At 52.2% G+C, this 12,867-nt stretch carries 10 protein-coding genes and 7 tRNA genes; 1 reads left to right on the forward strand and 16 read right to left on the reverse strand.

Going from position 1 to position 12,867, the window contains the following annotated elements; genetic code table 11:
- Window positions 1-18: 18 nt before the first annotated feature.
- From corC to miaB, 4 genes are all read right to left on the reverse strand, one after another.
- Complete coding sequence (gene corC, locus HUZ68_RS06700) at window positions 19-897, reverse strand: CNNM family magnesium/cobalt transport protein CorC (protein ID WP_001278605.1); 879 nt, start codon at window positions 895-897, stop codon at window positions 19-21.
- 89 nt (window positions 898-986) lie between these two features.
- Window positions 987-1,454 (reverse strand): rRNA maturation RNase YbeY, encoded by a 468-nt coding sequence (gene ybeY, locus HUZ68_RS06705; protein ID WP_000084469.1) that lies wholly within the window; start codon window positions 1,452-1,454, stop codon window positions 987-989.
- A complete protein-coding gene (locus HUZ68_RS06710) occupies window positions 1,451-2,491 on the reverse strand; it encodes a PhoH family protein (protein WP_001018040.1) in 1,041 nt (346 codons plus the stop codon). The genes ybeY and HUZ68_RS06710 overlap by 4 nt, the downstream gene beginning before the upstream one ends.
- Window positions 2,492-2,643: 152 nt before the next feature.
- On the reverse strand, window positions 2,644-4,068 hold the full coding sequence (gene miaB, locus HUZ68_RS06715; protein WP_000162740.1) for a tRNA (N6-isopentenyl adenosine(37)-C2)-methylthiotransferase MiaB: 1,425 nt from the start codon (window positions 4,066-4,068) through the stop codon (window positions 2,644-2,646).
- A 145-nt stretch (window positions 4,069-4,213) separates the two neighbouring features.
- On the opposite strand from miaB, the gene ubiF reads away from it, so the two are divergent.
- Window positions 4,214-5,389 (forward strand): 3-demethoxyubiquinol 3-hydroxylase, encoded by a 1,176-nt coding sequence (ubiF, locus tag HUZ68_RS06720; RefSeq protein ID WP_033815522.1) that lies wholly within the window; start codon window positions 4,214-4,216, stop codon window positions 5,387-5,389.
- A gap of 153 nt (window positions 5,390-5,542) precedes the next feature.
- On the opposite strand, the gene HUZ68_RS06725 is transcribed toward ubiF, so the two are convergent.
- From HUZ68_RS06725 to nagB, 12 genes are all read right to left on the reverse strand, one after another.
- Window positions 5,543-5,617, reverse strand: a tRNA-Gln gene (locus HUZ68_RS06725).
- 37 nt (window positions 5,618-5,654) lie between these two features.
- A tRNA-Gln gene (locus HUZ68_RS06730) sits at window positions 5,655-5,729 on the reverse strand.
- 47 nt (window positions 5,730-5,776) lie between these two features.
- Window positions 5,777-5,853 (reverse strand) — tRNA-Met (locus HUZ68_RS06735).
- Between the two features lie 15 nt (window positions 5,854-5,868).
- A tRNA-Gln gene (locus HUZ68_RS06740) sits at window positions 5,869-5,943 on the reverse strand.
- 34 nt (window positions 5,944-5,977) lie between these two features.
- Window positions 5,978-6,052, reverse strand: a tRNA-Gln gene (locus HUZ68_RS06745).
- Window positions 6,053-6,075: 23 nt separating this feature from the next.
- A tRNA-Leu gene (locus tag HUZ68_RS06750) sits at window positions 6,076-6,160 on the reverse strand.
- An 8-nt stretch (window positions 6,161-6,168) separates the two neighbouring features.
- Window positions 6,169-6,245 (reverse strand) — tRNA-Met (locus tag HUZ68_RS06755).
- A 379-nt stretch (window positions 6,246-6,624) separates the two neighbouring features.
- Window positions 6,625-8,289, reverse strand: a complete 1,665-nt coding sequence (gene asnB / locus HUZ68_RS06760) for an asparagine synthase B (protein ID WP_000337081.1) — start codon at window positions 8,287-8,289, stop codon at window positions 6,625-6,627.
- A 396-nt stretch (window positions 8,290-8,685) separates the two neighbouring features.
- The gene (gene nagD / locus HUZ68_RS06765) at window positions 8,686-9,438 is read right to left on the reverse strand and encodes a ribonucleotide monophosphatase NagD (RefSeq protein ID WP_000153129.1); all 753 of its coding nucleotides are present in this window, start codon (window positions 9,436-9,438) and stop codon (window positions 8,686-8,688) included.
- 47 nt (window positions 9,439-9,485) lie between these two features.
- The gene (nagC, locus tag HUZ68_RS06770; protein ID WP_000187594.1) at window positions 9,486-10,706 is read right to left on the reverse strand and encodes a DNA-binding transcriptional regulator NagC; all 1,221 of its coding nucleotides are present in this window, start codon (window positions 10,704-10,706) and stop codon (window positions 9,486-9,488) included.
- A gap of 8 nt (window positions 10,707-10,714) precedes the next feature.
- Window positions 10,715-11,863, reverse strand: coding sequence for an N-acetylglucosamine-6-phosphate deacetylase (nagA, locus tag HUZ68_RS06775; RefSeq protein WP_000271153.1), 1,149 nt, complete (start codon window positions 11,861-11,863; stop codon window positions 10,715-10,717).
- A gap of 59 nt (window positions 11,864-11,922) precedes the next feature.
- Window positions 11,923-12,723: a glucosamine-6-phosphate deaminase gene (gene nagB, locus HUZ68_RS06780; protein ID WP_001237072.1), complete on the reverse strand. Its 801-nt coding sequence runs from the start codon at window positions 12,721-12,723 to the stop codon at window positions 11,923-11,925.
- Between the last annotated feature and the right edge of the window lie 144 nt (window positions 12,724-12,867).

Raw genomic sequence — 12,867 nt, forward strand, 5'->3', positions numbered from 1 at the left:
ATCTATCCAGTTTCGGTTTTATTCATCCAGCTTCGGCTGGGGTGAGTCATCCGGAATTTTGACATGAACCTGAATAATACGCCGACTGTCAGCCATCGCCACTTTGAACTGGTAACCGTCGATGTCGATGGTTTCGCCACGCGCCGGAAGATGCCCGAATGCCTGCATCACCAGACCACCGATAGTGTCGACCTCTTCATCGCTAAAGTGGGTGCCGAACGCTTCGTTGAAGTCTTCAATGGAAGCCAGTGCGCGCACGGTCCAGGTATGACGACTCAGCTGACGGAAGTCGATATCATCTTCTTCGTCATATTCGTCTTCAATCTCACCAACAATCAGTTCCAGGATGTCTTCAATGGTTACCAGACCGGAAACCCCACCGAATTCGTCAATAACGATCGCCATGTGGTAACGCTGAGAGCGAAACTCTTTCAGCATCCGGTCTACGCGCTTACTTTCAGGAACGACAACCGCCTGACGTAACACTTTGTCCATGCTGAAGGCTTCAGCATCGCTGCGCATAAACGGCAGCAAGTCTTTCGCCATCAGAATCCCTTCAATGTGATCTTTGTCTTCGCTAATCACCGGGAAACGTGAGTGGGCGGACTCGATGATGACATCAAGGCATTCGTCCAGCGTCTGGTTGCGTTTCAGGGTAATCATCTGGGAGCGGGGGATCATGATGTCGCGGACGCGTTGGTCTGCGATGTCCATCACCCCTTCGAGCATATCGCGCGTATCTTCGTCGATAAGGTCGTTCTGCCCGGAATCACGGATCAGCGCCAGCAGTTCGTCACGGTTTTTCGGTTCACCGTGGAAAAGTTGGCTGAGTAACAGGGAGAAAAATCCCTTCTTGTTGCTTATCGTGTCACTACTGTGTGAATTGTCGTCGCTCATGGCGTCGTATGGGTTCTCATGTTAGTTAATCAAAACGCCGTCGTTAATCACCAACGGCGGGGACGTCTGCCAGTCAAATGCCTGGCAAATTATTCTTTCTCGGCAATGTACGGATCCTCATAGCCCAGAGCAAGCATAATCTCTGTTTCGAGGGCTTCCATTTCTTCTGCTTCGTCATCTTCGATGTGATCGTAACCTAACAAATGCAGACTGCCGTGCACCACCATATGCGCCCAGTGCGCCTCCAGTGGTTTGCCTTGCTCCTGAGCTTCCTTCTCAACCACCTGACGGCAGATAACCAGATCGCCCAGTAGCGACATCTCCATGCCGGGCGGCACTTCAAACGGGAAGGAGAGCACGTTGGTCGGCTTATCCTTACCGCGATAGGTCAGATTGAGACTGTGGCTTTCGGCGGTATCGACCACGCGAATCGTCACTTCCGACTCTTCCTGAAACTGCGGGATCACCGCATTCAGCCATGTTTGAAACTGGCTCTCTTCCGGCAATCCGGAGTTATCTTCACATGCCAGTTGTAAATCGAGGATCACCTGACTCATTTTTGTTCCTGTTCTTCGCGCTTGCGTTCTGCCGCCAGTGCCGCTTTACGTTTTTGTTCGGCTTCTTCCCAGGCTTCATAGGCGTTAACGATACGCGCCACCACCGGGTGACGAACCACGTCTTCGCTGTGGAAGAAGTTAAAGCTGATCTCTTCGACATCGGCTAGCACTTCGATGGCATGACGTAAGCCTGATTTAGTATTACGCGGCAGGTCGATCTGTGTGACGTCGCCGGTGATAACCGCTTTTGAGTTAAAACCGATACGGGTCAGGAACATCTTCATCTGTTCGATGGTAGTGTTCTGGCTCTCATCGAGAATGATAAATGCGTCGTTCAGCGTACGACCACGCATATAGGCCAGCGGTGCGACTTCAATAACGTTGCGCTCAATCAGTTTCTCGACTTTCTCAAAGCCCAGCATTTCAAACAGCGCGTCGTACAGTGGGCGCAGATACGGGTCTACTTTCTGGCTTAAATCGCCAGGCAGGAAGCCCAGTTTCTCACCGGCTTCGACCGCCGGACGAGTCAGCAGAATACGGCGAATTTCCTGACGCTCCAGGGCATCAACTGCCGCAGCCACTGCCAGGTAGGTTTTACCCGTACCCGCCGGGCCAACGCCGAAGGTAATGTCATGGTCGAGAATATTGGCGATGTACTGCGCCTGGTTTGGCGTGCGCGGCTTAATTACGCCGCGTTTGGTTTTGATATTGACCGCTTTGCCGTACTCCGGCACGCTCTCCGCGCTTTGCTCCAGTACCCGCGCTTCTTTAATCGCAAGGTGGATCTGTTCCGGTTCAATATCCTGAATCTGACCGCGCATCGGGGCAGTATCGACATACAGGCTACGCAGAATGTCTGCCGCAGCGGTGACGCAAATCGGACGGCCGGTCAGTTTAAAGTGGTTATCGCGGCGATTGATCTCGATGCCGAGACGGCGTTCGAGCTGCTTGATGTTGTCATCAAACGGGCCGCACAGGCTCAACAGACGCGCGTTGTCTGCTGGCTCCAGGGTGATTTCGCGAGTGTCTATGTTCAAACCGTTCCTCTTATCTGTATGCCGCCGGAAGCTGAACATTCACCGGCCTATAAGGAAATTATTCACGCCACAGGAAAAAGGCGCAAGCATTGCGATAAAGATGGGGATAAAGAGAGAAAAAACAAGGCCCACCGGAACGGCGGGCCTGAGAATTACGGCTGATAATAACCCACGCCAAGGTCGTTTTCTTTGCGAGTACGGGCTATCACCGATTCCGGTGTTTCTGCCACGCGCAGACCCATTTCATCTTCAGTTCGCACCACTTTACCGCGCAGAGAGTTCGGGTAGACGTCGGTAATTTCTACATCGACGAATTTACCGATCATATCCGGCGTGCCTTCGAAGTTGACCACGCGGTTATTTTCCGTACGCCCGGAAAGCTCCATGATGCTCTTACGCGATGTACCTTCTACCAGAATACGCTGGGTGGTGCCGAGCATCCGGCGGCTCCACGCCATCGCTTGCTGATTAATGCGCTCTTGCAGAATATACAGACGCTGCTTCTTCTCTTCTTCCGGAACATCATCAACCATATCGGCGGCTGGTGTACCCGGACGTGCAGAGAAGATAAAGCTGTAGCTCATGTCGAAATTGACGTCGGCAATCAGCTTCATCGTTTTCTCGAAGTCTTCGGTGGTTTCGCCAGGGAAGCCGACGATGAAGTCAGAACTGATCTGAATATCCGGGCGCGCCGCACGCAGTTTACGGATGATTGCTTTGTACTCCAGCGCCGTATGGGTACGGCCCATCAGGTTCAGAATGCGATCGGAACCACTCTGTACCGGCAGGTGCAGGAAGCTCACCAGCTCCGGCGTGTCGCGGTACACTTCGATGATATCGTCGGTGAATTCGATCGGATGACTGGTGGTAAAGCGAATACGATCGATCCCGTCGATCGCTGCAACCAGACGCAGCAGATCGGCAAACGATCCGGTGGTGCCGTCGTAGTTTTCACCACGCCAGGCGTTCACGTTCTGACCGAGCAGGTTGACTTCACGCACGCCCTGAGCCGCAAGCTGGGCAATCTCAAACAGAATATCGTCGGACGGACGGCTTACCTCTTCACCACGGGTGTAAGGCACCACGCAGTAGGTGCAATATTTATTGCAGCCTTCCATGATGGAGACAAACGCGGTCGGCCCTTCGGCGCGCGGTTCCGGTAGACGGTCAAACTTCTCGATTTCCGGGAAGCTGATATCTACAACCGGGCTGCGGTCGCCGCGCACGGAGTTGATCATCTCCGGCAGACGGTGCAGCGTTTGCGGCCCAAAAATAATATCGACATAGTGGGCGCGCTGGCGAATGTGCTCGCCTTCTTGCGATGCCACGCAGCCACCGACGCCGATAATCAGGTCTGGATTCTTCTCTTTTAACAGTTTCCAGCGACCCAACTGATGGAAGACTTTTTCCTGAGCCTTCTCGCGGATTGAGCAGGTGTTCAGCAGCAGCACATCCGCTTCTTCCGCCACGTCGGTCAGTTGATAGCCGTGGGTGGCATCCAGCAGATCGGCCATCTTCGATGAATCGTACTCGTTCATCTGACAGCCCCAGGTTTTAATATGGAGTTTTTTGGTCATCGACTTGCTCTTGCGAAATAGTAGCCAGGAATGCAGGGCGCATAGTGTAATGCTTTGCTGCCGTTGTGACCAGTATGAGCGTTATCAGCCCTTGGGGGTAAAAATCCTGTAAACTTAAAGCATATTGCTAACAGGATGATTGACCATGACAAATCAACCAACGGAAATTGCCATTGTCGGCGGAGGAATGGTCGGCGGCGCACTGGCGCTGGGGCTGGCACAGCACGGATTTGCGGTAACGGTGATCGAGCACGCAGAACCAGCGCCGTTTGTCGCTGATAGCCAACCGGACGTGCGGATCTCGGCGATCAGCGCGGCTTCGGTATCATTGCTTAAAGGGTTAGGGGTCTGGGATGCAGTACAGGCCATGCGTTGCCATCCTTACCGCAGACTGGAAACGTGGGAGTGGGAAACGGCGCATGTGGTGTTTGACGCCGCTGAACTTAAGCTACCGCTGCTTGGCTATATGGTGGAAAACACTGTCCTGCAACAGGCGTTGTGGCAGGCGCTGGAAGCGCATCCGAAAGTAACGTTACGTGTGCCAGGCTCGCTGATTGCGCTGCATCGCCATGATGATCTTCAGGAGCTGGAGCTGAAAGGCGGTGAAGTGATTCGCGCGAAGCTGGTGATTGGTGCCGACGGCGCAAATTCGCAGGTGCGGCAGATGGCGGGAATTGGCGTTCATGCATGGCAGTATGCGCAGTCGTGCATGTTGATTAGCGTCCAGTGCGAGAACGATCCCGGCGATAGCACCTGGCAGCAATTTACTCCGGACGGACCGCGTGCGTTTCTGCCGTTGTTTGATAACTGGGCATCGCTGGTGTGGTATGACTCTCCGGCGCGTATTCGCCAGTTGCAGAATATGAATATGGCACAGCTCCAGGCGGAAATCGCGAAGCATTTCCCGTCGCGTCTGGGTTACGTTACACCGCTTGCCGCTGGTGCGTTTCCGCTGACGCGTCGCCATGCGTTGCAGTATGTGCAGCCAGGGGTTGCGCTGGTGGGCGATGCCGCGCATACCATCCATCCGCTGGCGGGGCAGGGGGTGAATCTTGGTTATCGTGATGTCGATGCCCTGATTGATGTTCTGGTGAATGCCCGCAGCTACGGCGAAGCGTGGGCCAGTTATCCTGTCCTCAAGCGTTACCAGATGCGGCGCATGGCGGATAACTTCATTATGCAGAGCGGTATGGATCTGTTTTATGCCGGATTCAGTAATAATCTGCCGCCGCTGCGTTTTGTGCGTAATCTTGGTTTGATGGCGGCGGAGCGTGCTGGTGTGTTGAAACGTCAGGCGCTGAAATATGCGTTAGGGTTGTAGCCTTACAACATTGCCGGATGCGTGCCAACCGTAGGTCGGATAAGACGCGGCAGCGTCGCATCCGACATTGAAGGATAAGACGTGTCAACATCGCATTCGACATTGAATGAACGCAGAAAAGCAAAAAGCTCGCCGAAGCGAGCTTTTTTAATGTGGCTGGGGTACGAGGATTCGAACCTCGGAATGCCGGAATCAGAATCCGGTGCCTTACCGCTTGGCGATACCCCAACTGGGTGCACTTACAAGGTAAGCGTCTTGAATAAATTGGCTGGGGTACGAGGATTCGAACCTCGGAATGCCGGAATCAGAATCCGGTGCCTTACCGCTTGGCGATACCCCAACAAATTGGTTTTGAATTTGCCGAACATATTCGACACATTCAGAATTTGGTGGCTACGACGGGATTCGAACCTGTGACCCCATCATTATGAGTGATGTGCTCTAACCAACTGAGCTACGTAGCCAGATTGTTTCTTCGATGGCTGGGGTACCTGGATTCGAACCAGGGAATGCCGGTATCAAAAACCGGTGCCTTACCGCTTGGCGATACCCCAATAACCGGGCGGTGAACCGCTTACTCGAAGAAGATGGCTGGGGTACCTGGATTCGAACCAGGGAATGCCGGTATCAAAAACCGGTGCCTTACCGCTTGGCGATACCCCATCCGTACAACGCTTTCTGGTGAATGGTGCGGGAGGCGAGACTTGAACTCGCACACCTTGCGGCGCCAGAACCTAAATCTGGTGCGTCTACCAATTTCGCCACTCCCGCAAAAAAGATGGTGGCTACGACGGGATTCGAACCTGTGACCCCATCATTATGAGTGATGTGCTCTAACCAACTGAGCTACGTAGCCATCTTTTTTTTCGCGATACCTTATCGGCGTTGCGGGGCGCATTATGCGTATAGAGCCTTGCAGCGTCAACCTCTTTTTCAAGGAAAATTGCTCGAAAGTGACTGTTTGGTTAGGTTGCGAACAGCGTGGCGCTATATTCGTCAATTATTGTTTACTTTGTGTTTTTTCCCACCCTACAGCCATTCTTTTGTCATACAGGATGAAATTCGGAATTTAACAATAGTGGTGGGAAATTAATCTATGAAATACTGGCCTACAGTGATGAGTTGTCAAACAGTGATGTGGCAAACCCGGAACATTTCCTTACTGCATATCAGAATCAACAAGCACCTCAATAACTGAAACAGCCCCGAATTTCACCGGGGCTGTTTCGCATTTCTTACTTATACGCCGACTGGTGAACACCAACCGCGCGACCAGACGGATCGTCCATTTTCTTGAACGCTTCATCCCATTCGATCGCTTTAGCGGAAGAACACGCGACGGAAGGACCGCCCGGCACGCACTCAGCGGCGCTCGGAAGCGGGAATAGTTCTTCAAAGATCTCCCGGTACAGATACGCTTCTTTTGAGGTCGGTGTGTTGTACGGGAAGCGGAAGCGGGCAGTTTCCAGCTGTTGATCAGAAACCTGCTGCGCCGCCACTTCTTTCAGGGTGTCGATCCAACTGTAACCGACGCCATCGGAGAACTGCTCTTTCTGCCGCCAGGCCACGCTTGCGGGCAGGTATGACTCAAAACATTCACGCAGGATGTGTTTTTCCATCTTGCCGTTACCGCACATTTTATCCTGCGGGTTAATGCGCATCGCCACGTCGAGGAATTTCTTGTCGAGGAACGGAACGCGTGCTTCCACGCCCCAGGCTGACATCGCTTTGTTGGCACGCGCGCAGTCATACATATGCAGGGCCAGCAGTTTACGCACCGTCTCTTCATGCAGTTCTTTGGCATTCGGTGCTTTGTGGAAGTAAAGATAACCGCCAAACACTTCATCAGAACCTTCACCGGACAGCACCATTTTAATGCCCATCGCTTTGATCTTACGCGACATTAAATACATCGGTGTTGAAGCGCGAATAGTTGTCACATCATAGGTTTCGATGTGGTAAATCACATCGCGGATGGCGTCCAGACCTTCCTGTACGGTGAAGTGAATTTCGTGATGCACCGTGCCCAGATGGTTTGCCACTTCCTGGGCTGCTTTCAGATCCGGTGAACCCGGCAGACCTACAGCAAAGGAGTGTAACTGCGGCCACCAGGCTTCAGAGCGTTCCTGATCTTCCACGCGACGGGCTGCGTATTTCTTGGTGATAGCGGAAATAATTGAGGAATCCAGACCACCAGAAAGCAGCACACCGTAAGGCACATCAGACATCAGATGGCTTTTAACGGAATCTTCCAGAGCCTGACGCAGCTCGTTTTTGTCGGTGACATTATCTTTCACCGCATCGTAGTCGAACCAGTCGCGATGATAATAAGAACGGATTTCGCCGTCCTGACTCCACAAATAGCTCCCCGCCGGGAACTCTTTAATCGTGCGGCAAACTGGCACCAGGGCTTTCATTTCTGAGGCCACATACAGCTGACCGTGTTCGTCATAGCCCATATACAGTGGGATGATCCCCAGATGGTCGCGACCAATCAGGTAGGCATCTTTTTCGCTGTCGTACAGGGCAAAGGCAAACATGCCCTGCAAGTCGTCGAGAAATTCCGGCCCTTTTTCCTGATACAGCGCGAGGATCACTTCACAGTCAGACCCTGTCTGGAACTGATAACGATCGCCATATTCAGCGCGCAATGCCTGGTGGTTGTAGATTTCACCGTTTACCGCCAGTACGTGGGTTTTTTGTTGGTTGTAGAGAGGTTGCGCCCCCGCGTTAACGTCAACAATTGACAGACGTTCGTGGGCGAGAATGGCGTTATCGCTGGCATAAATACCGGACCAGTCCGGGCCACGATGACGCATCAGGCGTGACAGCTCGAGTGCTTTCTTACGCAGCTCAACTGCGTCTGTTTTGATATCGAATACGCCAAAAATTGAACACATAACCTTCTCCGTTAACCTGGTATTTGTTGCTTGTTGTGTTTGCTTGTTTAAAAAAATGCCGCAAAGCAGCACTGTGCGCAAGCGATTTGGCGGTGAAAAAATAAAAAACGTAAGGGCGATTGCTGATTGATGAAAAAACGTGGGTTGTAGCGGCGTGTTTATTGATGATTCGATAATTTTTAGCGGCTTTTATTGAATGGTTATATTTTACGGGGGCCGAATTGCTGACAAAGTGCGATTTGTTCATGCCGGATGCGGCGTGAACGCCTTATCCGGCCTACAAAAGCATGAAAATTAAATATATTGCAGGGGCGGCGTAGGCCTGATAAGCGTAGCGCATCAGGCAGTTTGGCGTTTGTCATCAGAACCAACCACGTCCGCAGACGTGGTTGCTATTCAGATAACGTCGATTTCAGCGACCGACGGGTAAATCCAGCTGGGGCGGAATGGCATGCTGTCGATATCGTCAAGCGATGAAACACCAGAGAGCACCAGAATCGTCTCCAGACCCGCCTGGAAGCCTGCCAGAATATCGGTGCGCAGGTTATCGCCGACAATCACCGTTTCTTCCGAGTGCGCCTGCATTTTGTTTAATGCCGCGCGGATGATCCACGGGCTGGGTTTACCAACATAGAACGGTTTGCGCCCGGAGATTTTCTCAATGCCTGCGCACAGTGCGCCACAGGCTGGATAAAAACCGCGTCCGTGAGTATCCGGATTAGTGGCGATAAAGCGTGCGCCGTTGGCGACGAAATAGGCCGCTTTATGCATCATGTCCCAGTTGTAGGAACGCGTTTCGCCAACAATCACAAAATCAGGGTTCACATCGGTAATAGTGAAACCGGCTTTGTACAGTTCATGAATCAGTGCGCCTTCGCCCACCACATACGCTTTCTTGCCTTCCTGGCGACGCAGGAAATCGGCGGTCGCCATCGCAGAGGTATAAAACACGCTGTCAGGTACATCGACACCGGCAGTGGCAAAGCGGTTCGCCAGATCTTGCCCGGTCTGCGAAGGATAGTTGGTCAGCAACACCAGCGGCAGGCCTTTATCCATAATCCCGTGCAAAAATTCCGCTGCACCCGGTACGGCGACGTTATCGTGCATCAGCACGCCGTCGATATCGCAAATTACATTTTTAATGGTCATGGACTACCCAGAATATTGACAACAATAAGCGCCACTATAAAAGCACATTAATTTTCCAGCAAATGCTGGAGCAAAATACCGTTGAGCATGGCGCGTTTTACCAGCGCAAAAGCGCCGATTGCCGAGCGGTGATCCAGCTCAGAACGTACCACCGGCAGATTAGTACGAAACGCCTTCAGCGCCTGGGTATTAATGCAGCTTTCAATAGCAGGGAGCAGCACTTTATCGGCTTCGGTGATTTCACCGGCAATAACAATTTTTTGCGGATTAAATAAGTTGATAGCAATGGCGATGGTTTTGCCCAGATGACGACCGACATACTCAATCACTTCCGAGGCCAGGCTATCGCCTTTGTTCGCGGCTTTGCAGATAGTTTTGATGGTGCAGTCGTCCAGCGGCACGCGGCTCTGGTAGCCCTGCTTTAACAGATTCAACACCCGTTGTTCAATAGCGGCGTTGGCAGCGATAGTTTCCAGGCAGCCAAAGTTGCCGCAGTGGCAGCGTTCACCCAGCGGTTCGACCTGAATATGGCCAATTTCACCGACGTTACCGTTGCGGCCAATAAAAATGCGCCCGTTAGAGATAATCCCGGCCCCGGTTCCGCGATGGACACGCACCAGAATGGAGTCTTCGCAATCCTGACTTGCACCGAAGTAGTGCTCCGCCAGCGCCAGACTACGGATATCGTGACCAACGAAACAGGTCACTTTAAAACGCTCTTCCAGTGCTTCTACCAGCCCCCAGTTTTCTACCTGAATATGCGGCATGTAATGAATTTTGCCGCTGTCCGGGTCAACAAGTCCTGGCAGGATAACGGAAATGGCGATCAGCTCGCGCAGTTTGCGCTGGTAGCTATCAATAAACTGAGCAATGGCATTCAGCAGGGCATGTTCCAGCGTCTGCTGGGTACGTTCCGGCAGCGGGTAATGTTCTTCTGCCAGCACTTTGCTGCTGAGATCAAACAGGGTGATGGTGGCGTCGTGACGACCAAGCCGTACGCCGATTGCGTGGAAATTGCGGGTTTCGGTGACGATAGAGATAGCGCGGCGGCCCCCGGTGGAGGCCTGCTGATCAACTTCTTTGATCAGCCCGCGTTCGATAAGCTGACGCGTAATTTTGGTTACGCTGGCGGGGGCAAGCTGGCTTTGCTCGGCAATCTGAATCCGCGAGATTGGCCCGTACTGGTCAATCAGGCGATAAACCGCCGCGCTGTTAAGCTGTTTTACGAGATCAACATTACCTATCTGAGCTTGTCCGCCTGGTGTCATACTTTCTCTTATTGAGTTACGACCTCGTTACCGTTAACGATGGTCTTGGTGATTTTAAAATCAGGTGTGAATGCGGTCAGGTTGGCTACTTTACCTGCGGCGAGTGTGCCGAGACGTTTCTCAACGCCAATCGCACGCGCCGGATAGAGCGTCGCCATACGCAGCACTTCATCCAGTGCGATACCGCAATGTTCGACCAGATTACGCACGCCTTCAATCATGGTTAAGGATGAACCGCTTAACGTACCGTTCTCATCCACACAAAGTCCGTTACGGTAGTATATTGTTTTACCCGCAAAAATGAACTGTTCAATGTTGGCACCTGCTGGCGCGGTGGCGTCGGTAACCAGACACAGTTTGTCGCCTTTAAGGCGTTTAGCGTTACGAATGTTGGCGTAATCAACATGCAGGCCATCAGCGATAATACCGCAATAAATGTCAGCTTCGTCGAGGATCGCGCCCGCCAGGCCCGGTTCACGACCGGTAATATACGGCATCGCGTTGTACAGATGGGTGGCAAAGGTAATCCCCGCGCGGAAACCGGCTTTCGCTTCTTTCAACGTCGCGTTGGAGTGACCGGCAGAAACCACAATCCCGGCATTTGCCAGTTTGCTGATGACTTCCGCAGGAACCATTTCCGGTGCCAGGGTCACTTTGGTAATGACGTCGGCGTTCTCACACAGGAAATCGACCAGCGCGGCATCAGGCTTACGCACAAAATTCGGATTATGGGTGCCTTTTTTTACCAGATTCAGCCACGGACCTTCCAGATGCAGACCTAACGCCTGATTCGGATGTTTTGCCAGGTACTCGCGCATAACGCGCACGCCCTGTTTCATCAGCTCATCGCTGGTGGTGATAAGCGTCGGCAGATAGTTAGTACAGCCTGATTTCTCATTGGCTTTCTGCATGATTTCCAGCGTTTCCACGCTGACCGCTTCAGCGGTGTCGTTAAACTGTACGCCGCCGCAGCCGTTTAACTGCACATCGATAAAACCGGGGGAGAGAATGGCCCCGTTCAGTGAACGTTGTTCGATCTCTGGCGGCAGTTCCGCTACCGGACAGACGCTTTTAATCAGGCCATCAGCGATAACAACCGCGTGGTCATCAAGAAATTCGTGGCCGGTAAAGATCCGGCCCTGGGTTAATGCATACATTCTGACCCCCGATTTTAAAAAATATTGCCCTGAGCAAGGTGTCAGGGCAGGGATAACAATTACAGACCTTTGATATTTTCTGCTTCTAATTCATTGAAATATCTTAAAGTCTTAACTTTCAGCTCCATGGTGGAAGGCTCATCGCACACCATGATGGCTTTCGGATGCAGTTGCAGACAGCTGATGGTCCACATATGGTTCACGCAACCTTCAACTGCGGCCTGCAGCGCCAGTGCTTTCTGGCTACCCAGCACCAGAATCATCACTTCTTCGGCATCCAGCAGTGTACCAACACCGACAGTCAGGGCATATTTTGGCACCTGATTGACATCGTTATCAAAGAAACGAGAGTTCGCGACGCGAGTGTCATGAGTCAGGGTTTTGATACGAGTACGAGAAGCCAGAGAAGACGCCGGTTCGTTAAATGCAATATGACCGTCGTTACCTACACCGCCCATAAACAGATGAATTTTCCCGTAAGAACGGATTTTTTCTTCATACTGGCGGCACTCGGCGTCGATATCCGGGGCGTTGCCGTTGAGAAGGTTGATGTTTTCTGCTGGAATATCAACGTGATCGAAGAAATTACGGTGCATAAAGCTGTAGTAGCTTTCCGGATGCTCTTTCGGCAGACCGACATATTCGTCCATGTTGAAGGTGACAACGTGCTTAAAGCTGACCTGGCCTGCTTTATGCATTTCGACTAACGCTTTATAGGTGGTCATTGGCGTGCCGCCAGTTGGCAGGCCCAGAACAAACGGACGATCAGCAGTCGGTTTGAACGCATTGATACGATTGACGATATGGCGAGCAGCCCATTTGCCGACCTGTTCAGCGGTAGTCAGGGGGATCAGTCTCATTATTCACCTCAATAAGTAAAATGTAAGCCGTTGGCGGATTAGGCATCTTTAAGCGTAACCTGGATTTGCGCAGACAGGCGTCAATCCGACCTGATTTTTTGAATGATAAAATAAGTTTTCTGGTTTAGCCAGTAAAAGGGAGTG

The sequence above is a fragment of the Shigella dysenteriae genome, from assembly GCF_022354085.1.
Lineage (GTDB): Bacteria > Pseudomonadota > Gammaproteobacteria > Enterobacterales > Enterobacteriaceae > Escherichia > Escherichia coli.

Bases quoted from the DNA above. Each gene is read 5' to 3' on its own strand.
- corC (WP_001278605.1), bottom strand. From the start codon at position 897: ATGAGCGACGACAATTCACACAGTAGTGACACGATAAGCAACAAGAAG.
- ybeY (WP_000084469.1), bottom strand. From the start codon at position 1,454: ATGAGTCAGGTGATCCTCGATTTACAACTGGCATGTGAAGATAACTCC.
- miaB (WP_000162740.1), bottom strand. From the start codon at position 4,068: ATGACCAAAAAACTCCATATTAAAACCTGGGGCTGTCAGATGAACGAG.
- ubiF (WP_033815522.1), top strand. From the start codon at position 4,214: ATGACAAATCAACCAACGGAAATTGCCATTGTCGGCGGAGGAATGGTC.
- asnB (WP_000337081.1), bottom strand. From the start codon at position 8,289: ATGTGTTCAATTTTTGGCGTATTCGATATCAAAACAGACGCAGTTGAG.
- nagD (WP_000153129.1), bottom strand. From the start codon at position 9,438: ATGACCATTAAAAATGTAATTTGCGATATCGACGGCGTGCTGATGCAC.
- nagC (WP_000187594.1), bottom strand. From the start codon at position 10,706: ATGACACCAGGCGGACAAGCTCAGATAGGTAATGTTGATCTCGTAAAA.
- nagA (WP_000271153.1), bottom strand. From the start codon at position 11,863: ATGTATGCATTAACCCAGGGCCGGATCTTTACCGGCCACGAATTTCTT.
- nagB (WP_001237072.1), bottom strand. From the start codon at position 12,723: ATGAGACTGATCCCCCTGACTACCGCTGAACAGGTCGGCAAATGGGCT.